The following is a 21,570-nucleotide window of genomic DNA, read 5'->3' on the forward strand; positions in this document are numbered from 1 at the left end:
TATCACCAGAGCGGCAGATAGAGAACGGCCCGGGTCATGCCGGGCGGTAGACAAAAGCCTTATAAAATCAGGGCTGCGACCATTGGTAACGCAAACCGCTGCCATTATCGTCAACCTTGCGCAGGCGGCTCTCGAGTTGCAACGCTCGCCCCAGCTCTGCCGGATCCCCTTGCAGGGTGAAGTTGAAGGTCACCTGATCCCCCTCCAGCTTGCCGATCGCCACCTTGCTGACGCTGGCCATCCCCTGCAGCATTTTCTGCACGGCGATCATGCTGTCCACCTCGGAGAGCCCATCCACCACCAGGGTCTGGCTGGTTGCCGGACCCGAGATACGGGCGCCATAATTTTTCACCAGCCAGGCCGCCAGGGTATCGGCAAACCCTTGCGCCACCTCGGCCTGAGTGCCACTGCTGTTGCCACGGGTCAGCTCGGCCACTTCGCCAGCTGCTTTGGGGCCGTAGAGTCCCCAGTCGATGCTCCACTTGTCACCTTCCGGTGTCAGCTTGCCCAGCACCACCATCTCGGCGCCATAGCGCTGGCTCGCCTGCAGAATCGGATCGGCAAAACGGCCCCACACATCGGTGGTACTGACCGCCATGTTGTCGTCAAGATCCATCAGCGGAATGCTGATGGGCAGCCCCAGCATCTGGGCCTGCTCGCGCAAGGCTTGCGCCCAGCCATCGCTGGATTGATCCGCCAGCAGGCGACGCTCCCCCTGATCCATCACCAACCAGATCGCCATCTGGGGACGCGCCGGACCCAGCAGGGCAAACTGGCTCTCGGAGACCAGGCTGTTGACCTTGTCACTGTTGAACTCGGCTTTCAGATACTTGACCGGAGTCCAGATCCTGATAGCCATAGCTCTTTACATAGTCGCCCGGCGCCGCCAGCGCCTTGACCACCACCGGCTGGGTGAGGATGTCGCGCTTGCCGGTCACCTTGATCAGCACCTGCCCCAGCGCCTGAGACTGAGCGGCCGCCATGTCGCCGCTGGTCGGCGCCTTGCCCTGATAAAGGTCGGTCACCTGAGCGGCCGAGGCCATGAATGACAAGCCGCAGCAGAGGGCGGTCACAACACGTTTGAACATCAACAGAGTCTCGAAATGGGAGCGTGTGCTTATGGTAGCGGCAAGGCGCCTCTGCGGCAAGGCGGGCACAAGCGGCCACAAACAACAGAGCCGGCACAACGCCGGCTCAGATCACCACTCCCGATGAGGAAGCAGGTTAAAGACATCAACTTACTTGGTGCCGAAGATCTTGTCACCGGCATCTCCCAGACCCGGGACTATGTAGCCCTTCTCGTTCAGCCCCTGGTCGATGGAGGCGCAGAACAGCTCCACGTCGGGGTGAGCGGCTTCCAGCGCCTTGATCCCTTCCGGGGCGGCAACCAGCACCAGCACCTTGATGGACTGGCAGCCCTTCTTTTTCAGCAGATCTATGGTGGCTATCATGGAGCCGCCGGTGGCCAGCATGGGGTCGATGACCAGGGCCAGACGCTCTTCGATGTTGCTGACGATCTTCTCGAAATAGGGAACCGGCTGCAGGGTCTCTTCATCGCGATAGATGCCAACCACGCTGACACGGGCACTCGGCATGTGCTCGAGCACGCCATCCATCATGCCAAGACCGGCGCGCAGTATGGGCACGACTGTGACCTTCTTGCCCTTGATCTGGTCAACTTCCACTGGCCCGTTCCAACCATCGATGGTAACTTTCTCGGTTTCGAAGTCAGAGGTCGCTTCGTAGGTCAACAGACTGCCCACTTCCTTGGCCAGTTCACGGAAACGCTTGGTGCTGATGTCGCCTTCGCGCATCAGGCCGATCTTGTGCTTGACCAGGGGGTGTTTGACTTCAACGACTTTCATTATTATCTCCTCGAACCGGCGCCAAAAAATCGCGGAATCATACAACAAAAGCCACGGCTTGTAGAGCTTTTCCACGTAAAAACGCGCAAACGATTTTCTTTCTGCTTTTACCCGCCCACTGGTAGAATACGCCCCGAATTTTACCCTCCACTTCTCTATATGACGGGGAATACGCGTGACTGACAAAACCTCACTGAGCTACAAGGATGCTGGCGTAGATATCGATGCCGGCAATGCACTGGTTGAACGTATCAAGGGCGTGTCAAAGCGCACTCGTCGTCCTGAAGTCCTTGGTGGTCTTGGCGGCTTTGGGGCCCTGTGTCAAATCCCTGCTGGCTACAAGGAGCCGGTACTGGTATCCGGTACCGACGGTGTGGGCACCAAGCTGCGTCTGGCCATCGACCTGAAGAAGCACGACACAGTGGGCATCGATCTGGTGGCCATGTGCGTCAATGACCTCATAGTGCAAGGCGCCGAACCCCTGTTCTTCCTCGACTACTATGCCACCGGCAAGCTGGATGTGGACACCGCCGCCGCCGTGGTCACCGGCATAGGTGCAGGCTGCGAGCAGTCCGGTTGCGCCCTGGTGGGCGGCGAGACCGCCGAGATGCCAGGCATGTATGAAGGGGAAGACTACGACATCGCCGGTTTCTGCGTCGGTGTGGTGGAGAAGAGCGACATCATCGACGGCAGCAAGGTCGGCGAAGGGGATGCCCTGATCGCCCTGGCCGCGAGCGGCCCCCACTCCAACGGTTTCTCCCTGGTGCGCAAGATCCTGGAGGTCTCCCAGGCCGACGTGCATCAGCCGCTGGGTGAGACCACCCTGGCCAACGCCCTGCTGGAGCCAACCCGTATCTACGTCAAACCGGTACTCAAGCTCATCAAGGAGTGCGAGATCCACGCCCTGTCCCACATCACAGGTGGCGGCTTCTGGGAGAACATCCCCCGCGTGCTGCCCGCCAATACCCAGGCGGTCATCGACGAGCAGAGCTGGCAGTGGCCGGCGGTGTTCAGCTGGCTGCAGCAGGCCGGCAACGTCACCCGCCACGAGATGTACCGCACCTTCAACTGCGGCGTCGGCATGATCATTGCCCTGCCGGCGGATCAGCTGGACAAGGCGCTGGCCCTGCTCAAGGCCGAAGGCGAGAATGCCTGGCACATAGGCCATATCGCCAAGGCGGCCGATGGCGAAGAACAAGTCATCATAAAATGACCTCCCCTATGAAACGGATCCTGGTGCTGATCTCCGGCAACGGCAGCAATCTGCAGACCCTTCTCGACCACTGCGCCAGCGGCAAGATTGCCGGTGATGTGGTCGGCGTCATCAGCAACAGGGCCGATGCCTATGGGCTGGTACGCGCCAGGGAAGCCGGGGTGGCCACCGCCATCCTGGCCCAGCAGCAGTTTGCCAGCCGGGCCGAGTATGACGCCGCCCTGCTGGCGCTGATGGCGGACTATCAGCCGGATCTGGTGGTACTGGCTGGCTTTATGCGGATCCTGAGTGCCGATCTGGTGCGTCACTTCGCCGGGCGGATGATCAACATCCACCCCTCGTTGCTGCCGAAATACCAGGGCCTGCACACCCACCAGCGCGCCATCGAGGCGGGGGACAGCGAGCACGGTGCCAGCGTCCACTTCGTCACCGAAGAGCTGGACGGCGGCCCGGTGATCCTGCAGGCACGCGTCCCCATCTTCGAAGGTGACAGTGCCGACGAGGTGGCGGCCCGGGTCCAGGCCCAGGAGCACAGCATCTACCCCCTGGTGGTGCAGTGGTTCTGCGAGGGACGGCTCAAGATGCAGGAGGGCGCAGCCCTCTTGGATGGCGCCGAACTCGGCCCCGCGGGCTATGCCAGCGAGTAGCCGCTACTCGCTGCATGCAAAATGTAACAAGGGAGGCTTAGGCCTCCCTTGTCATTTCTACCTATTGCTGCGGTCACGTCCGATTACGCCGCTACGCGGCTAATCGAACCTACACCGGATTGTCGATATCGATAAAGGTCACATCCAGGCCATGTACTGTGGCCAGCCACTCCCCCAGCGCTTTGACGCCGTAGCGCTCGGTGGCGTGGTGGCCGGCGGCGTAGAAGTGCATCCCCATCTCCTGGGCGGTGTGTATGGTCTGCTCCGAGGCTTCCCCCGAGATGAAGGCGTCTATGCCCTGCTCGGCCGCCTGATTGATGTAGCTCTGGCCACCGCCGGTGCACCAGGCCACCGAGCTGATGAGCTCGGGGCCGCTGTCGCCGCAGTGGAGTGGCTCGCGGCCGAGGCGCTCGGCAATCAGCTGGCGAAGTCGCCGCCGCTCATGGGGGTTTCCAGCTTGCCCACCATGGCCACGCTCTTGCTGTTCCAGGGCTCCAGGCCGCGGCGCACCTTGATGCCGAGCAGCCTGGCGAGCTGGGCGTTGTTGCCCACCTCGGGGTGCACGTCCAGCGGCAGGTGGTAGGCGAACAGGTTGATGTCGTGGGTCAGCAGGGTCTTGAGACGGCGCTGCTTCATGCCGGTGATCTGGGGCGGTTCCCCGCTCCAGAAGTAGCCGTGATGGACCAGGATGGCATCGGCATCCAGGGCCACGGCTGCATCGATCAGGGCCTGGCTGGCGGTGACGCCGGTGACCACCCGGCGGATGCGCTCGCGCCCCTCCACCTGCAGCCCGTTGGGACAGTAGTCCTTGATGGCGTGAGGCTCGAGCAGGTGATTGAGCACGGTTTCCAGTTTGCGATGAGAGATCATAGGAGTCCCTTGTAAAGGCGCTGCTCCCCCTTGTCTGCGATCAGACTCTTGTCTGCAGTGACAACGGGGCCCAGGCTCATGATGCCGAGGGCCCCATGATAATCGAGCCGGGCCGGCAAGGCCATGACACCGGCAACAGGGGCTAGGCGGGCAGCTCTATGCCGGCGTCACGCATCTGGGCCAGCTTGTAGCGCAGGGTGCGCGGGCTGATGCCGAGCTTGTCGGCCACCTCCTTGCGGCTGCCGTTGCACTCCTGCAGGGTGTCCAGGATGATCTGGTGCTCCTGCTGCTTGAGCTCGCCGCCTAGCCCTTCCCCCGACAGACGCTCGAGGGGGCGCACCAGCTCCTCGTCCGTCTCCTCCAGGATCAGATGCTCGCAACCTATGAGCCCCTCGGGGCAGAGGATCAGGGCCCGCTGCACCACGTTGTCCAGCTCGCGCACGTTGCCGGGCCAGGGGTGGGCCAGCAGGCGCTCGCGCGCCTCATCGGCCAGCTGCGGCGTCGGCAGCCCCTGCTGACTGGCATGGAGCGCCAGCAGGTGCTCCGCCAGCGGCAGTATGTCGCCGGGCCGCTCCCAGAGGGAGGTCCAGCGCAGGGGGAAGACGTTGAGACGGTAGTAGAGATCCTCGCGGAACAGGCCATCCTGCACTGCTTTTTTCAAATCCCGGTTGCTGGTGGCGATGACCCGCACATCCAGCGGGATCATCTTGCGGCTGCCGAGCCGCTCCACCTCTTTCTCCTGCAATACCCGCAGCAGCTTGGCCTGCAGCCCCAGATCCATCTCGGTGATCTCGTCGAGCAGCAGGGTGCCCCCCTGGGCCTGCTCGAACTTGCCCGGGCACCCCTGCACGGCGCCGGTGAAGGCCCCCTTCTCGTAGCCGAACAGGGTCGCCTCCAGCATGTTTTCCGGGATGGCGGCGCAGTTGATGGCGACGAAGGCCTGCTCGGCGCGGCTGGAGTTGTCGTGGATGTAGCGGGCCAGCACCTCTTTGCCCGTCCCGCTCGGGCCTGTCACCATGACGGTGGCCTCGCTTCTGGCCACCCGTGTCGCCAGCTGGAACAGCTCGGCGGTCTTGGGATCCCCGTACACTACGGCACGCTTCTCCACCTTCTGGGCCGGCACATAACGGCTGACCTGGTTGAGCAGCACCTCGGGGGAGAAGGGCTTGGCCAGATAGTCGATGGCCCCTTCCCGCATGGCGCGCACTGCACCGTCGATGTTGGCGTAGGCCGTCATCAGGAGTACAGGCACCTGGGGATATTGCTGGCGGATGTTGGCCAGCAGGGTGAGGCCGTCCATGCCTCCCATCTGAATGTCGGAGATCACCATGTCAAAGCGCTGGCGAGAGAGCGCCAGCAGGGCCCGCTCGCCGCTGTCCACCTCGCGGCACTCGTAACCGCCGAGCAGCAGGGTATCCACCAGCGCCTCGCGCAGACCGTTGTCGTCTTCCACCACCAGAATGCGGGCCTGGGTCATGCCACACCTCCAACAACCGGCCCGCAGGCCTTGCACCACAGGGACAAGATGGGATTCATGCTACACCTCCAAGCTGCACCGCTTGCTGATGCAGGGGGAACGACAGGGTAAAACAGGTCCCTTCTCCGGGGACCGAGGCCACGCTGACCTCCCCCTGATGGGCACGCACCACGGATTGCACCACGGCAAGCCCGAGGCCTGTGCCCTGGGAGCGGGTGGTGAAGAAGGGTTCGAAGATCTGGCTGAGCAACTGGGCAGGCATCCCCTTGCCATTGTCGAGGATGCGCATCTCCACCCGGTTGCCGCTGCGCACCGCGCTCACCAAGAGCGAATCGGCTCCGGCCTGCTGGGCGTTGGCGATCAGGTTGTTGATGGCACCGGCCAGGGCGCTGCTGTTGGCGAGCAGGCAGAGATCCGGCTCAGGCGCCTCCATGTGCAGCGCGCAGCCCTGCTGCTGGCAGAAAGCCTCGGCACCGGCCTGCACCTCAGCCAGCAGCCCCTGTACCGAGACCGGGGCCACCACCTGGTTGTCGCCGTTGCGGGCAAACAGCAGTATGTCGTTAATCTGCTTCTCGAGATCCTGCAATCGGGCCATCAATTTTTGCTGGAACTGGGTGCGGGATTCCGGTTTCAGGGTGCGATTCGCGAGGTTGGCCGCATAGAGCATGGCGGCGGAGAGGGGGGTGCGGATCTGGTGTGCCAGGGAGGCCGCCATGTTGCCCAGGGCAGACAACCGTTTCATGTGGTTGACCCTGTCCTGCAACTGGCGCGTCTCGGTGAGATCCGTGATGAACACCAGCTGGCCGGGCTGATCCGGCAGCGGCTGGGTGGAGAGTTGCACCCGGCGCCCATCGCGCAGGGAGATCTCGTGGCCATCGTCTTCCCTGGGCTGGAAGCAGCGGGCGATGATCTGGCGCCAGGCCTGCCCCTCCAGCGGCTCCCCCAGCAGGGTCAGGGCGGCCGGGTTGGCGCGGGTGATCCGCCCCTCACCATCGAGCAGCAGCACGCCGGTCGGCAGTGCCGTGAAGATGGCATAAAGCTGACTCACTTCGTGTGACTGGAGCGGATTGTCCTGCTGCGAGATTGTCATAAAGCTGACCTCAAACTGGCGATTGGGTCAGCTTATTCAATTTCCATGCCAGTAAATTACTAGTTATATATCAATGCCTTGACTATAGCCGTCAAAGCATTGACCTCAGTTGTCCTTGCTCATGCCGTACTTTTTCATCTTCTCAACCAGGGTGGTGCGGCGCATGCTCAGCAGGTCGGCAGCCCGGGCCACCACCCCGTCCTGGGACTCCAGGGCCTGACGGATCAGCTCCACCTCGAGATCCGCCAGCATCTCTTTGAGATTGAGCCCCTCCTGGGGCAACTGCATGGGCAGCGGCGCGGCCAGGCCGGGATCCAGCACGGGAGGCGTCTGGAACACGGCGGCCAGGGCATCCCGCTCGTCCATCTCGGTGAGCCGCTCGTCCCTGGGCTCGCTTGGCAGCAGACGGTAGCGACCTGGCAAGTCCGCCACGTCGATGATCTGGTTCGGGTAGAGGATCAGCAACCGCTCGATGAGGTTCGACAGCTCTCGCACGTTGCCAGGCCAGGGGTACTGCATCAGGGATTCCATGGCCCGCTGGGTCAGGCGGATGATCCCCCTGTGCTGCTCCGCATGGCGGTTGAGCAGCTCCTGCAGCAGCAGGGGGATGTCGTCGCAGCGCTCGCGCAGGGGCGGCGTCTCTATGGGGAAGACGTTGAGGCGATAGTAGAGATCCTCGCGAAAACCCTGGGTACGGATCATCGCCTCCAGATCCCTGTGGGTCGCCGCTATGATGCGCACATCGGCCTGGATAGGCTTGCCACCCCCGACCCTGTCGAACAGCCGCTCCTGCAGCACCCGCAGCAGCTTGACCTGCATCGGCAGCGGCATGTCGCCAATCTCGTCGAGGAACAGGGTACCCCCCTGGGCCAGCTCGAAGCGGCCGCGACGGGCGGCGATGGCGCCGGTGAAGGCCCCCTTCTCGTGGCCAAACAGCTCGCTCTCCAGGAGCTCCGCCGGAATGGCGCCGCAGTTGATGGGCACGAAGGGGCCGGCGCTGCGGGCAGAGAGTTCGTGGATGGCGCGGGCCACCACCTCCTTGCCGGTCCCGGATTCCCCCAGGATCAGCACATTGGCGTCTGTCTGTGCCACCTGGCCTATGAGGCGGCGCACCTCCTGGATCCCCCGCCCCTTGCCCACCAGCAGTCGCAACAGGGTCTGGCCCTTGTCGTGCACCTGCTGACGGGGATGGAGGGAGATGAAGGCCTGACAGAAGTGCAGGTGACGTGTCAGGGACTCATAGGTATAGGGCTCGTCGCTGCCACCGATGAAGTTGCTGTTGGGGCAGCTCGGCCTCGACCAGCGAGAGGAAAGGGTTCCGGGGAATCCGGTCAGCAGCTCGCCCGGCGGGCGGCCAGCTTGCCCGTCAGTATCCCTTGCAGCGGGCCGGAGGATTCGATGGCCACATCGAGATCGGCTTCCACCACCTCCTGCCAGGGGATCCCCATGAAGGAGAGCACGGTTCCCAGTTGCTGACGCCGCTGTTCATCGGCATCAACGATCAACACCCCCATAGCCATCATAATTTATCTTCCTTACACACCTGACGCCAAGTTATTGTTTTTTAAGTGCTTATGATATTGAGCTATGCACTGTGTTGCAGAGGGCACAAAGTGCCAAAATTCTGGCGGTTTGTCAAAACTTGTCGCGATCAGCGCGGTCCGACCGGGATGGGGATCACACTCAAACAGCCTCTGTCGGCTAGGCGCCCTGGGACGGGGTTGAACGCGGTGCAGGAGGTGCAAGGCGCCGGCCACTGCCGGCGCCAGAGAGGGGATCAGTGCCTGGCCTGCTCCTGGGGGGCGGCGTAACGGCACTCGGGGAAACGGCTGCAGGCCAGGAACAGGCGGCCGGCATGGGGACCCTTTTTCGCTTCCCGCGCCACCAGGGGCGCCGCGCAGCGGGGGCAGTGGGGCGCAGAGGCGGAAGCGTCCTGCTCTTCATCATCCTCCGTATCGATGAAGGGGTTGTCCATCCCCCAGCACCGGCTCCTGCCGTCAAGCTGTACCTGCGTGGCTCGGCTCATGAACGGCGCCCGGGCGATGCGCTCCCCCGCCATGGTGGGACGGCACTTCAACATCCACACCATCGAGCAGCAAGGGATTGAAGGTCGGCTCGCGGCGCTCCCCCGGCAACGATCCTCCACCGGAAGGCTCGCTTTTGACCAGCAGCGGCAGCAATCTGCTCGCGCAGCTCGTCGACCTGATAATGGCTGCGGCCGGGATCTGCAGCAGCGGCAGACCGCGCTGTCGCAGGCGGTTTTGCAGAACCGAGTCGCGTACCTTGCGCTTCTGGTGACGGTGGGAACTGTCATCGAGCTCGATGGCACAGATGAAGAGAGATCGGCAGGGTGACACAGCAAATAGTCGAAATGCTTGGCGCTGATCTTGTTGAGGTGCTGCTGCCATTTGCTCTTTCCATGCCCCGCCTGCGGCGTCAGCACATCCGCCACCCTGCACCTTGGCAAAGACCCGAGCCTTGTCGCCCACCGCAATTTCCAGCACGCCGAGGAAGGCGCGCTCCGCCGGACTGAACAGGGTCTCCTGCAGATCATAGGGCAGACGCTCTTGCACCTTGTTGAATCTGCTCCAGAAGATCGCCAGCACCAGCAGCGCCAACAACAGCAATCCCGATACGACAAAGGTATTCATCAGAGCACGATCCAGTTCACAACACGAAAGGGGCACCACTTTACCACAGCCGCAACAGGGCAAGGCAGCAGTCAAGCGTTTGGAAAATGTCAAAGCACCGGATTTTTATCTATTGGTCAGTCTGCGGGGCTTCATATGACCAGCCACTGCAGGCACAATGGCAACAGGCATAACATCCCATTTCCAAGGAGAGCAGGATGCAAAAGCAATTGGTGGTCACCGTGATCGGTGCAGACAAACCCGGTATCGTCGAGAGTCTGGCTGCCGTTATCAGCCACGAGCAGGGCAACTGGCTGGGCAGTGCCATGAGCGAGCTGGCGGGCCAATTTGCCGGTATCCTCCACGTCTCTGTCCCCGAACACTATCGCAGCCTGTGCGAGGCGCTGGCCCTGTTACCCGGCCTCACTATCAGCTTTGCCGAAGGGACAGCTCACCGCAGGAACCGGCCCATCAGGTGATGATGACGGTCACCGGCAACGACCGCCCCGGCATCGTCCACGAAGTGGCCAGCATCCTGCGCCAGCTCAAGATCAACGTGGCCGACCTTACCACTGGCTGCGAGCCGGCCCCTCACTCCGGCGCCCCGCTCTTCTACGCCCATGCGCTGGTTGCCCTGCCTGACGGACTGGCGATGGACACCCTGATCACCGCGCTGGAGTCCCTCTCGGACGATCTGGTGGTCGACATCGATCACGATCTGACCGAATAACGCGGGTTGTCATAAATTTGTCATGGTTTGACGCCATAACTTCCGCGCAGACGCAACCTGAGTACAGAGGCACCAGATGAGCACCGACAAGCAGTATGAAGAGAAAGAGCTTAGCTGGCTCTCATTCAATGAACGGGTGTTGCAAGAGGCAATGGACAAGACGGTCCCCCTCATCGAGCGGGTCCGTTTTCTGGGGATCTTCTCCTCAAACCAGGATGAGTTCTTCAAGGTACGGGTCTCGGACGTCAAGCGCCGTATCCTCATCAACGAGGTGCACGGTGGCGATGACGAGGCCAAGGTGTTGCTGCGCGCCATCCAGCAGAAGGTGATGGCGCTCGGCGAGGCGTTTGACAACACCTACAAGGAGTTGCTGATCGCCCTGGCCCGCCACAACATCTTCCTGGTCAACGAGAACCAGCTCTCCGAGTCGATCCAGCAGTGGCTGCGGGTCTTCTTCAGGGAGAAGGTGCTGCGCCACATCATCCCCATCCTCCTCAACAAGGAGGTCAACCCGGTCAAGTTCCTCAAAGACGAGCACACCTATCTCGCCATCGAGATGAAGAAGAACGGCCAGGTGATCCAGTACGCCCTGGTGGAGGTGCCGACCGACGATCTGCCCCGCTTCTTCCAGCTGCCGCCGGAGGGGACCCGCCGCAAGAAGCAGATCATCATCCTGGACAACGTCATCCGCTTCTGTCTCGACGAGATCTTCAAGGGCTTCTTCGACTACGACGAGATAGCGGCCTATGCGGTCAAGCTGACCCGGGATGCGGAGTACGATCTCTCCGACCAGCTGGACCTGAGCCTGGTGGACAAGATGAGTGATGGCCTGAAGCAGCGCCTCACCGCCATGCCGGTGCGCTTTGTCTACGAGCGGGAGATGCCCGCGGCCATGATTAGCTTCCTGAAACTCAAGCTGCAGATCAGCTCCTACGACGCCATCATGCCGGGCGGGCGCTATCACAACTTCAAGGATTTCATCGGCTTCCCCAACGTGGGCCGGGACTATCTGGAAAACCCCAAGCTGCCGGCCCTCGATTGCCGCGATTTCGACGGTTTCGTCAACGCCTTCGACGCCATCACCAAGCAGGACATACTGCTCTACTACCCCTATCACAAGTTCCACCACTTCACCGAGCTGGTGCGCCAGGCGGCGTTCGATCCGGCGGTGAGCGCCATTCGCATCAATATCTACCGGGTCGCCAAGAAGTCGCGGATCATCCACTCCCTCATCGACGCCGCCAACAACGGCAAGAAGGTGACAGTGGTGGTGGAGCTGCGCGCCCGCTTCGACGAGGCGGCCAACATCGACTGGGCCAACATTTTGACCGATGCGGGGGTCAAGGTGGTGTTCGGGGTGCCGAGCCTCAAGATCCACTCCAAGCTCTGCCTCATCACCCGGCATGAGCATGGGGAAGCGGTGCGCTACGCCCATATCGGCACCGGCAACTTCAACGAGAAGACCGCCAAGATCTACACCGACTTCTCCCTGCTGACCCGCCACCCAGACATCACAGCCGAGGTGGAGGGGGTGTTCGAATACATCGAATACCCCTATAAACGCTACAAATTCAACCACCTGCTGGTCTCCCCCATCAACAGCCGCCGCCAGCTCTATCGTCTCATCGACAGCGAGCTGGCCAACGCCAAGGCGGGCCAGCCCAGCGGCATCACGCTCAAGATCAACAACCTGGTGGACAGAGACCTCATCAACCGCCTCTATGCCGCCGGCCAGGCGGGGGTGCCCATCCAGATGATCATCCGCGGCATGTGCGCCCTGCGTCCCGGGGTGCCTGGCCTCAGTGACAACATCCAGGTCATCAGCATCATAGACCGCTTCCTCGAGCACCCCAGGGTGATGGTGTTCCACAACAAGGGCAACCCCCAGCTGTTCATCTCCAGCGCCGACTGGATGAGCCGCAACATCGATGGCCGGATCGAGGTGGGCACCCCCATCTACGACGATCGGCTGAAACAACGCATCCTGGACATCCTCGAACTGCAGCTGAGCGACACCTGCAAGGCGCGCGTCATCGATGCGGACCAGAAGAACGAATACGTGAAGCGGGGCAACCGCCGCAAGATTCGCTCCCAGGTTGCGATTTACGACTATCTCAAACGTATCGAGTCAAACAATGGACAATAGTCTGTACGCCGCTGTCGATCTGGGGTCGAACAGCTTCCACATGGTCATCGCCCGCCTCAACGAGGGGCGGATGCAGATAGTCGATCGCATCAAGGAGCGGGTTCGCCTCGCCGAAGGGATGGATGAACAGCGCCGCATGTCGGCGGAAGCCATGGCCCGGGGGCTCGACTGTCTCGCCCTGTTCGCCGAGCGGCTGACCAACATCAAGCCGGATCAGATCCGCATCGCCGGCACCTACACTCTGCGCCGCGCCAGCAACGCCCGCGACTTCGTGCGCGAGGCGGCCGAGGTTTTGAACCATCCCATCGAGATCATCAGCGGCCAGGAAGAGGCGCGCCTCATCTATCAGGGGGTCGCCCATACCCAGCACATCGAAGGCCAGGTGCTGGTGGTGGACATCGGCGGCGGCAGCACCGAACTCATCATAGGTGAGGGCTTCGAACACAAGGCCCTCACCAGCCGCAAGATGGGCTGCGTCAGCTTCACCCAGAGCTTCTTTGGCAACGGCAAGCTGAGCGAGAAGGCCTTCAACAGCGCAGTGCTGGAGGCGCAGCATCAGCTCGCCCCCATCATCAACCAGTACCGCAAGCTCGGCTGGCAGAGCTGCCTCGGCAGCTCGGGCTCCATTCGCACAGTGCGCGACGTCTTGCAGGGGGAAGAGTGGACAGATGGCGCCATCACGCTGGCGGGACTGGAGCGGCTGAAAGAGGAGATGCTCAGGCACAAGCGGGTCGACCAGCTCAAACTCGCCGGCCTCACCGAGGAGCGCCAGGGGGTCTTTGCCGCCGCCGTGGCCATACTGCTCGGGCTCTTCACCTCATTGCCCATCGATCGGATGGAGTACTCCGACGGCGCCCTGCGCGAGGGGCTGCTCTATGAGTTCGAGGAGCGGCTGCAGCACCACGACATTCGCGAGCGCACCGCCCTGGCCCTCAGCTCCCACTACCACATCGACAAGCGCCAGGCCACCCGGGTGGAGCAGAGCGTGCTGGCCCTGTTTGATGCCCTGAGCGATCCCTGGGAGATGCCCATCGAGCCCTATCGCGCCATCCTCGGCTGGGCGGCGCGGCTGCACGAGATTGGTCTGGCCATCAACTACAGCGGCATCCATCGCCACTCCGCCTACATTCTGCAGAACACGGATCTGCCCGGCTTCAACCAGGACGATCAGGCCCTGCTGGCCGCCTTGGTGCGCTTCCAGCGCAAGGGGCTCAAGCTCTCCGAGCTGCCCGCCCTGCCCAACCACGACGAGCAGACGGTGCTGCGCTGCATCCGCATACTGCGCCTCGCGGTGGCCGCCCACCACAGGCGCCAGGACAACCTGCTGCCAGAGTGGCGAGTGCAGGCCGCCGGGGATCAGCTGGTGGTCACCCTGCCAACCGACTGGTGCGAGGAGAACCGCCTGCTGATCCAGAACCTGGAGAAGGAGCACCGCTATTGCCAGGAGCAGGGCTGGCCCCTGCTGTTCCAGCTCGGGTGATCGTTCACCTCAAACGAAAAAAGGCAGCCGATGGCTGCCTTTTCGCTTTCTGTCGTTGTCACTGCAGCTCGGGCAGCAGCCACTTGGCGATTTCGAAATAGATGATGAGGCCGGTGCCATCCACCAGGGTAGAGATGAAGGGGGCCGACACCACGGCCGGATCGATGCGCAGGCGACGCAGCACCATGGGGATGATGGAGGCGACCGTCGCGCTCCAGAGTACTATGGCGATGATGGTGAGGGTGACCACCATGCCGATCTCGGGGCCCACTCCCAGGCTCCAGGCCCGCACCCAGGCCGCGATGGCGATGGCCACCGAGATGAGCAGACCGGTGGAGAGCTCTTTTCTGAGCACTGTGCCAAGGTTTTTCAGGCTCACCTCCCCCACCGCCATGGCCCGCACTATGGTGGTGGTGATCTGGGTGCCGCTGTTGCCGCCGGTGCCGATGAGCAGCGGGATAAAGAAGGCCAGGGCGATAGCCGCCTCCAGTTGCTCCTCGAAGGCCCGCAGCACTGTGCCCGTATAGGCCTCCGCCACGAACAGGATCAGCAGCCAGCCCACCCGCTTGCGCCACAGCTGCCAGGGAGTGGCCTGCAGATAGGGGGTATCCAGGGGGGATGAGCCCCCCTGCAACTCCGCATCCTCGGTGGATTCGAGCTCCAGGATGTCGGCGGCGTCATCCACGTGGAAGACCCCCACCAGACGCCCCTGATCCTCCACCGGCAGGGTCGAGATGTCGCGATCGATCAGCAGACGGGCGGCCAGCTCCTGATCCGCCCGAGCATTGATCCGCACCGCCTCCCGCTCCATCAGCTCGCTCACCGGCCGCAGGGGATCGGCGATCAGCAGGGACTTGAGGGAGACGCTGCCGAGCAGGCGCCGCTCGCCGTCGACCACATAGAGGTGCTGAAACAGCTGGGCCTTGTCCCAGGCGTCGTGGATCAGCCGCTTGGCGCTCTCCACCGTGGTCCCCTGGTCGACGGTCAGGTACTCGTGGCGCATGTTGGCACCGACCGACTCGCTCGGCCAGTCCAGCAGGGCATCGTAGATGGCCTGCGCCTGGGTCGGGAAACGGGCCAGCAGCCTGGTGCGATCCTGAGAGCCCAGCTTGCGCAAGATGGCCACCATATCACGCCGGGGAATGGCCTCCTGCAGCACGCCCACTATGCTGCCATGCAGGCGCAGCAGCAGCTGGCCTGCGCTCTCCGCCGACAGGGAGGCGAGCAGGGCGGCTCCTCGCGGCGCAGGCAGGGTATCGAAGACGCAGTTGAGCTCTTCCGGGCGCAGGGTCAGCAGTTGATCGGCACGCTGCACCGGGTCCAGGTTATGGTCTAGCCAGCCCTGCAGGGCGGCGAGATCGAGCAGTTGATGACGGTTGAGCAGGGTGTGTGTTTTCTTCATCACAGATATCCTCATGTGATTTCAGGCAGGGCCTGAAGGCAACCGGCTCGCACCGGTCGCTGTCGACAAGAAAACAGCAATTTGATTGACGAGTAACAGGCAGGAAATGACGCCGTCCGGCGTGTCTTCATCCCCACGTACCAGCTTTAGCACTGCATAACGTATCCGGCACGCCGGAAGCCACTTGGGTTGACACCTTAATCCGATGAAAACTGTCCTGATCTTGGGCGTCTCTGGACGTCGTGAGATCAGTGGCCTGTGTTTATGCAGGAGCCTCGCCTAACGAGATGCTGCGAAAAATGCGCGCCACCTGGGTGGTGCGGGCGGCATCATCTATCCGGGGCCTCCCCGAGTCAAGGCCATTGGGCTGCTGGCAACGGGTTGTTACAAATTGGAGGGGAAAAGGGGCAGTAGGTAGAGCGGACTCCCCCTGCCCGGGGAGTCAGCCATCAGCGGATGTAATCGAACAGGGTCAGCTTGCTTATCTTGCCGAAGGCGAGCTGGGAGGCGCTCATGGCCGCGTCCTCCTTGGAGAGCGCCGCAATCACCTCGTACATGTCCGCCTCGGAGACCTTGGCCCGCGCCTGCTGGTTCAGGGTGCTGAGCCCGTCGTTCGACCCCATCACCTGCTCCAGGCTGTTCATCCGGCCACCCAGCTCGCCGAGCCCTCTGTCTATCTTGGTCCTGGCGTTGTTCATGTGGGTGGTGGCATCCGCCACCGCCAGCTGGAAGCCGTCAGCCGAGAGGCTGGGGTCGCGCAGGGCAGTGAGGAAATCGGACATGCCGTTGAGCACGCTGTCGTTCTTCGGCTTGTCCAGCACTAAGGTCTGATCCGCGCCCCCTGCCGGCAGGTCCAGGGTCAGCTCCAGTCCGTTGAAGGCTATCTTGTTGCCCGCGCTGTAGTCCCCGTCCTGGATCAGACCACCGCCGCTGTCCCGGATCTCGTACCTGTCCGGCGGTCCCACCTGAGTGCTCACCGTGAACTGGTTGCTGGCAAGAGACGAATCGTAGTTGTTGCGATAGAAGCTCTCGAAGTTCCCCTGATCCCCCACCCCTACCTTGATGTTGGCGCTGGTGCCACTGGCGGTGCGCCGGGTCGCCACCATCTCGAACAGATCGAAGCCGGAGTCATTGGCCGGGATCTGCACAGTGGAGGAGACCTGGATGCTGCGCTGCCCGGTGTCCCCCTGGAACACATAGTTGCCGCTCGCATCTTTCACGAAGGGCTGGGTCTTGCTCTGGTTGCCGCCGAAGATGAACTCCCCCTGGGAGTTCTTGCTGTTCATCAGATCGAACATCTGCTTTTGCAGCCCCTCCAGCTCGCTCGCGATGGCGTTGCGCTCCTCCGAGCCCATGGCCGAGCTGTTCGCCTTCTGGATCAGGGTCTGGGCACTCAGCATGGCGTTGTTGAGGGAGGTGAGCACAGTCTCCTCGTGGCCCAGGCTGTTCTCCAGCAGGCTGCCGTTGACGCCGTACTGCTTGAAGAGATCGATCTCCTTGGTCAGCGCCAGCTTCTGGCTCATGCCGGCGGGGTCCTCCCCCGCCCGGGAAAACTTGTCCCCCGAGATCAGCTGCTCATAGGCGGTATTCTGACGCTCGCTGACCTTGCCCATGGAGGCAAGGTTGCGGTCATAGATCATGTTGGTGGTGATGCGCATGACTTACCTCACGGAAGACAACAGGGTATCGAAGATGGTCTTGGCGGTATTGACTATCTGGGCCGAGGCCGCATAGGACTGCTGGAAGCGGATGAGGTTGGCCGCTTCCTCCTCCAGGTTGACCCCGGAGACGCTCTCGAAGATGGCGGTGCTCTGGGTCAGCTTGGCCTCATTGGCCTGCAGCAGCGTCTTGGCCTGGCTGGCCTTGTTGCCCACCCCGGTCACCAGGGCGCTGTAGGCGTCGTTGAAGGTCATCTTGTCGTTGCTGGTGGCGGCGTTGTTGTTCTTGCGCACCAGCTCCTTGTTCTGCAGCTCCGCCAGCGCCAGCCCGTTGCCGTTGTCGGCAAAGCCATCCTTGTTGTAGCTCAGGGTGAAGCTGTCGTTTGCCTCCACCTTGCCGGTGATGCTGAAGTCGTAGCCCGGGGTCAGGGCCGGCACTATGGGCGTCCCCAGCGGCATCTCGAGGGCGGACATCAGGTTCTGCCCCTTGCTGGAGGCAGGGGCCACCCCGAGCAGGTTGTTGTTCTTGTCATAGACCTCGTAGTTGCCGCTGCCGTCGATCTTGATGACCTGGGGAGCGTTCGGGTCCAGGCTATTGGTGCCAAAGCCAGACCCCGTGCCTGTGTTGTAGACACTGTTCACCTTGATCTCGCCCGAGCCCAGGTTCTGGGAATTCTTGTCCGCCTTGATGGGGGATGCCAGGGCAATGTCTTCCGGCCTGGTGGCGGCCTGCTCCATGCCGGCGGCGGCGTGCTTGGTGGGTTGCAGCACTATCTTGTCGCCCCCGACCGGGGTGCCGGACAGGTCGATCTCGATGCCGTGCCCCGCCACCTCGAACTTGGCGGGAGGGGTGGTGCCGGTCGCCACCGAGGTCCGCTGGCCTGAGCCGTCGATGGAGAAGACCTCATAACCGGTGGCGCTGTTGAACTGCACTTCGTAATCGAAGGTGGTCACCTCTGAGCCCTTGCCGGGCACGAAGTTCACGCTGGCCGCCCCGTTGCCCTGGTTGCCGGCATAGGGGAGCCCCTTGCTCCCCTTGAGGGAGAAGAGATCCCCCCCCAGCTCGTTGTCCAGATCCATGCCGAGGCGGTTCTGCTGGTTCATGGCATCGGCCATGGCGACCGCCAACTGGCCCAGCTCCCGCTTGGCGGGCTCCAGATCGTTGCGCGCCGTGAAGAGGCCGCCGATGGCGCCCCCCAGATCCTTGTCATTGATGTTGGCCTGGTTGGCCCCCAGGGTGAGTTGCAGCCTCGCATCCCGGGAGTCCGGGCTGCCCGGCACCACCTTGAACTGGGCCACGCCGCCGTCCAGCACCAGGGAGTGCCCCGTGCTCATGTTGACCAGCATGCTGCCGTTGGGCTGGGTCACGGTGCGGACTTCCATCTTCTCGGAGAGCTGGCGGATCGCCTCGTCACGCTGATCGAACAGCATCAGGTTCTCCTCCGGCGAGCCCTGGGTGCGGACTATGGCCTGGTTCAGATCGTTGATGCTGTTCAGCAGGCTGTTCACCCTGTCCGTCTCGTCCCCTATGGTGGAGTTGATGGTGTCGCTCTGCTTGTCGAGCTGGGCGGAGAGGGTGTGGAAGCGATCAACCATGCCGCTGAGCTCGCTCAGGGTGGTCTTGCGCCCGCCCACTTCCGCCGGCGATTCGTTGGCGGTGTGGAAGGCCTTGAAGTAGGAGGTGATGGTGGTGCCCACGCTGTTGCTGGCATCCCCCAGCAGGCTGTCGAGCTGGAATAGCTGATCGTAGCGCGAGCCTGCGGCATGGTAGGCGGAGGTATCGCGGCGCACCTCAGCCTGGGCGTAGGCGTTGATGACCCGCTCGCTCACCATGTCACCCGTGCCCAATCCGACGGAATTGGTGTAGATCAGGGTGCGTTCACGTACATAGCCCTGGCTGTTGACGTTCACTATGTTGTTACTGGTGGTCTGCAGCAGTCGCTGCTGGGCCAATACACCCGAAGTCCCGATTCCAAGCAGATCGCTTGCCATAGCTTACAGCTCCATCTCTGTGTTCCTGGTCGCAGCGTTGCCGGGCATCGAGTAGCCGGCGATGGCATCACTGCGCAACACTTGTTTAAGTTTGCTGGCGTACTGGGGATCGGTGGCATAACCGGCCTGCTGCAGCGCCTCGAAGTAGCGATCCGGGCTGTCCACCTTGGCCAGCGCCCCCTTGTAGCGGGTCCCCGAGGTCAGGAAGTCCACATAGTCGTTGAAGCTCTCTTCAAACGACTCGTAGGAGCGAAACGCCGCCTTCTGGCGTGACGCCACCCCTTGCTCGTACTCCAGGGTGCTCACCACGGCCTTGGGCCCTTCCCAACGGGGATCGGCCTTGATGCCGAACAGGTTGTGGCTCATCTGCCCTTCCCCATCCTTGATCACCCGCTTGCCCCAGCCGCTCTCAAGGGCGGCCTGGGCCACCAGCACCGCCGGGCTCAGTCCCAGCTTGTCCGCCGCCTTCTTGGCCAGCGGCATCAGACGCTCGACGAACTCCTCCGGACTGTCGAACACCTTGGCGCTCTCATCCAGGGCCGAGGCCCGCGGGCTGCTGCCCATGGGAGGCACGGTGCGATGGGGGCGTCTGGGCAGGTTCAACGGAGACTCGGCCCCATTCAGCTCACCCTTCATCTCACTCTTCATTTCGTTATCAGCAAAATCTTTGCCAACTTTGGAGGCTGCGATCAGATCGTTGGAGGCGCTGGGGGCTTCATAGGGTTTGTAGACCCGCTCGGTGCGCTGGGGCAGCTTGAGAACCCGGCCGTCGTTATGGGTGAAGGTCTTCTCGGGAGAGAACTGCTTGGCCACCATCTCGGCGATGCCAAGACCCCCCTTGCTCGACATATCGGAGACCCGCTGCTCGTCCAGCATCCCCTCGTAGAACTGGGTGTAGCTGCTGTTCATCGGGTTATCCTGGGTCAGCACCGAGTTGGCCTGGCGCATCCCCTTGAACAGGGTCTGGGTGAAGATGGACTCGAACTGGCGGGCCGCCGCCATCAGTGCCTCTTGCTTCCCTTCCTTGCTGTGGCTCATCTGGCGCAGCTTGTCCAGGTTCTGAACGTCCTGCACCATGCCAAGATTGATACCACTCTGGGTGTCGAACTCTGCCATAACCTTCCTCTTTGCCGCCCGTGGCAACCTCTTGCCGCTCAAGAAATGACTGTATTACCTATTGGCTCTCTGGGCTGGCTGCTGCGCCGCCAACCCAGAGACTCGCCGGGACAGCCTGTTACAAGATGACCAGCTGTCCCTGAATGGCGCCCGCCTGCTGCAGGGCCTCCAGGATAGCCATCAGATCCCCCGGGGCTATCCCCACCTGATTCACCGCCCGCACCAGATCGTCCAGGGTCGCCCCCGTGTCGAGCTTGAACATACGCCCCGGATCCTGCTGCACATTGATGGTGGAGTTGTTGGTGACCGCCGTCTCGCCCCCCGCCAACGGATTGGGTTGGGAGACCTGCTGGTTCTCGGCTATGGTGACCGTCAGGCCCCCATGGCTGATGGCGGCAGGCCGCAGCTTGACCTCGCTGCCGATGACTATGGTGCCGGTGCGCGAGTTGACGATGATCTTGGCGGACTCGGTGGCCGGATCCACTTCCAGGTTTTCGATGGTCGCGAGGTAGGAGACCCGCTGGCTCGGATCCCGCGGGGCAAACACCTTGATGGAGGTGGCGTCCAGGGCCTGGGCCGTATTGGGGCCCACCAGATCGTTGACCACGTCGGCCACCCGGCGGGCCGTGGTGAAGTCGGGCCGGTTCAGGTTGAAGGTGATGGTGTCCCCCTGGGAGAAGGAGTTTGGCACTTCACGCTCCACTGTCGCCCCGTTGGCGATGCGCCCCACTGTCGGGGTATTGACCACTACCTTGGAGCCATCCGCCCCCTCGGCCCCGAGACCACCGACCACCAGACTGCCCTGGGCCACCGCATAGACGCGGCCGTCCAATCCCTTGAGGAAGGTCTGGAGCAGGGTGCCGCCCCGCAGACTCTTCGCCTCGCCGATGGCGGAGACGGTGACGTCTATGGTCTGCCCCGGCTTGGAGAAGGGGGGCAGATCGGCGTGGATGGCCACGGGCGCCACGTCCTTGATCTTGGGCTTGATGTTGTCCGGCACCTTGATGCCGAAGTTGTTGAGCATGGTCCTGAAGGTCTGCTCGGTGAAGGCGTTGTTCTTCTCGCCCGTGCCGGGCAGGCCCACCACCAGACCGTAGCCGATCAACTGGTTGCTGCGCACCCCTTCCACCGAGCTGAGATCCTTGATGCGGGAGGCGTGCGCCAGCCCAAGCGGCAAGATACAGCACAGCAGGCCGAGCAAACGGAGTCGGTTCATGACATCTCCTAACTAAACCATTCCGGCCCCAGGTCGCC

The 21,570-nt window shown here is 62.6% G+C and carries 13 protein-coding genes, 4 pseudogenes and 1 riboswitch; of the genes and pseudogenes, 5 read left to right on the forward strand and 12 right to left on the reverse strand.

What is annotated here, in order from left to right; translation table 11 throughout:
* Positions 1 to 67: 67 nt before the first annotated feature.
* A pseudogene (locus tag ACF2JD_RS05120) lies at positions 68 to 1,088 on the reverse strand (DUF2066 domain-containing protein).
* 150 nt (positions 1,089 to 1,238) lie between these two features.
* Entirely contained in the window at positions 1,239 to 1,865 is a 627-nt protein-coding gene (gene upp, locus ACF2JD_RS05125) for a uracil phosphoribosyltransferase (RefSeq protein ID WP_005302745.1), read from the reverse strand.
* A 175-nt stretch (positions 1,866 to 2,040) separates the two neighbouring features.
* Between upp and purM the strand changes: the two genes are divergently transcribed.
* Positions 2,041 to 3,078, forward strand: a complete 1,038-nt coding sequence (purM, locus tag ACF2JD_RS05130) for a phosphoribosylformylglycinamidine cyclo-ligase (RefSeq protein WP_139744143.1) — start codon at positions 2,041 to 2,043, stop codon at positions 3,076 to 3,078.
* A gap of 8 nt (positions 3,079 to 3,086) precedes the next feature.
* Positions 3,087 to 3,725, forward strand: coding sequence for a phosphoribosylglycinamide formyltransferase (purN, locus tag ACF2JD_RS05135; protein WP_163153701.1), 639 nt, complete (start codon positions 3,087 to 3,089; stop codon positions 3,723 to 3,725).
* 109 nt (positions 3,726 to 3,834) lie between these two features.
* Here purN and ACF2JD_RS05140 read toward each other — a convergent pair.
* The 5 genes and pseudogenes from ACF2JD_RS05140 to ACF2JD_RS05160 form a co-directional block, all read right to left on the reverse strand.
* A pseudogene (locus ACF2JD_RS05140) lies at positions 3,835 to 4,595 on the reverse strand (Nif3-like dinuclear metal center hexameric protein).
* A 142-nt stretch (positions 4,596 to 4,737) separates the two neighbouring features.
* Positions 4,738 to 6,072 (reverse strand): sigma-54-dependent transcriptional regulator, encoded by a 1,335-nt coding sequence (locus ACF2JD_RS05145; protein WP_393935239.1) that lies wholly within the window; start codon positions 6,070 to 6,072, stop codon positions 4,738 to 4,740.
* Positions 6,073 to 6,127: 55 nt separating this feature from the next.
* Complete coding sequence (locus ACF2JD_RS05150; protein WP_440986915.1) at positions 6,128 to 7,162, reverse strand: sensor histidine kinase; 1,035 nt, start codon at positions 7,160 to 7,162, stop codon at positions 6,128 to 6,130.
* 105 nt (positions 7,163 to 7,267) lie between these two features.
* Positions 7,268 to 8,685 (reverse strand): annotated as a pseudogene (locus tag ACF2JD_RS05155) (sigma-54 dependent transcriptional regulator).
* Between the two features lie 254 nt (positions 8,686 to 8,939).
* Positions 8,940 to 9,716, reverse strand: coding sequence for a DUF2726 domain-containing protein (locus ACF2JD_RS05160; protein WP_440986916.1), 777 nt, complete (start codon positions 9,714 to 9,716; stop codon positions 8,940 to 8,942).
* A 294-nt stretch (positions 9,717 to 10,010) separates the two neighbouring features.
* Here ACF2JD_RS05160 and ACF2JD_RS05165 point away from each other — a divergent pair.
* The 3 genes and pseudogenes from ACF2JD_RS05165 (at position 10,011) to ppx (ending at position 14,148) form a co-directional block, all read left to right on the forward strand.
* Positions 10,011 to 10,522: pseudogene (locus ACF2JD_RS05165) on the forward strand (glycine cleavage system protein R).
* A gap of 76 nt (positions 10,523 to 10,598) precedes the next feature.
* Positions 10,599 to 12,668: a polyphosphate kinase 1 gene (gene ppk1, locus ACF2JD_RS05170; protein ID WP_111910114.1), complete on the forward strand. Its 2,070-nt coding sequence runs from the start codon at positions 10,599 to 10,601 to the stop codon at positions 12,666 to 12,668.
* Positions 12,658 to 14,148, forward strand: a complete 1,491-nt coding sequence (gene ppx, locus ACF2JD_RS05175; protein ID WP_106886364.1) for an exopolyphosphatase — start codon at positions 12,658 to 12,660, stop codon at positions 14,146 to 14,148. Before ppk1 ends, ppx begins: the two co-directional genes overlap by 11 nt.
* 58 nt (positions 14,149 to 14,206) lie before the next feature.
* On the opposite strand, the gene mgtE is transcribed toward ppx, so the two are convergent.
* The 5 genes from mgtE to ACF2JD_RS05200 form a co-directional block, all read right to left on the reverse strand.
* Positions 14,207 to 15,550 (reverse strand): magnesium transporter, encoded by a 1,344-nt coding sequence (gene mgtE, locus ACF2JD_RS05180; RefSeq protein ID WP_440986917.1) that lies wholly within the window; start codon positions 15,548 to 15,550, stop codon positions 14,207 to 14,209.
* A 124-nt stretch (positions 15,551 to 15,674) separates the two neighbouring features.
* Positions 15,675 to 15,844: riboswitch (M-box (ykoK) riboswitch) on the reverse strand.
* 155 nt (positions 15,845 to 15,999) lie between these two features.
* Positions 16,000 to 17,208, reverse strand: a complete 1,209-nt coding sequence (flgL, locus tag ACF2JD_RS05185) for a flagellar hook-associated protein FlgL (protein ID WP_163149759.1) — start codon at positions 17,206 to 17,208, stop codon at positions 16,000 to 16,002.
* Positions 17,209 to 17,211: 3 nt separating this feature from the next.
* The gene (locus tag ACF2JD_RS05190; protein ID WP_440986918.1) at positions 17,212 to 19,200 is read right to left on the reverse strand and encodes a FlgK family flagellar hook-associated protein; all 1,989 of its coding nucleotides are present in this window, start codon (positions 19,198 to 19,200) and stop codon (positions 17,212 to 17,214) included.
* Between the two features lie 3 nt (positions 19,201 to 19,203).
* On the reverse strand, positions 19,204 to 20,316 hold the full coding sequence (gene flgJ / locus ACF2JD_RS05195) for a flagellar assembly peptidoglycan hydrolase FlgJ (RefSeq protein WP_262110829.1): 1,113 nt from the start codon (positions 20,314 to 20,316) through the stop codon (positions 19,204 to 19,206).
* Between the two features lie 118 nt (positions 20,317 to 20,434).
* Positions 20,435 to 21,532 carry a flagellar basal body P-ring protein FlgI gene (locus ACF2JD_RS05200; RefSeq protein ID WP_234569703.1) on the reverse strand — a complete coding sequence of 366 codons (1,098 nt, stop codon included), beginning with the start codon at positions 21,530 to 21,532 and terminating at the stop codon, positions 20,435 to 20,437.
* Positions 21,533 to 21,570 lie beyond the last annotated feature (38 nt).

It is taken from the genome of Aeromonas ichthyocola, assembly GCF_046087985.1.
Lineage (GTDB): Bacteria > Pseudomonadota > Gammaproteobacteria > Enterobacterales > Aeromonadaceae > Aeromonas > Aeromonas rivipollensis.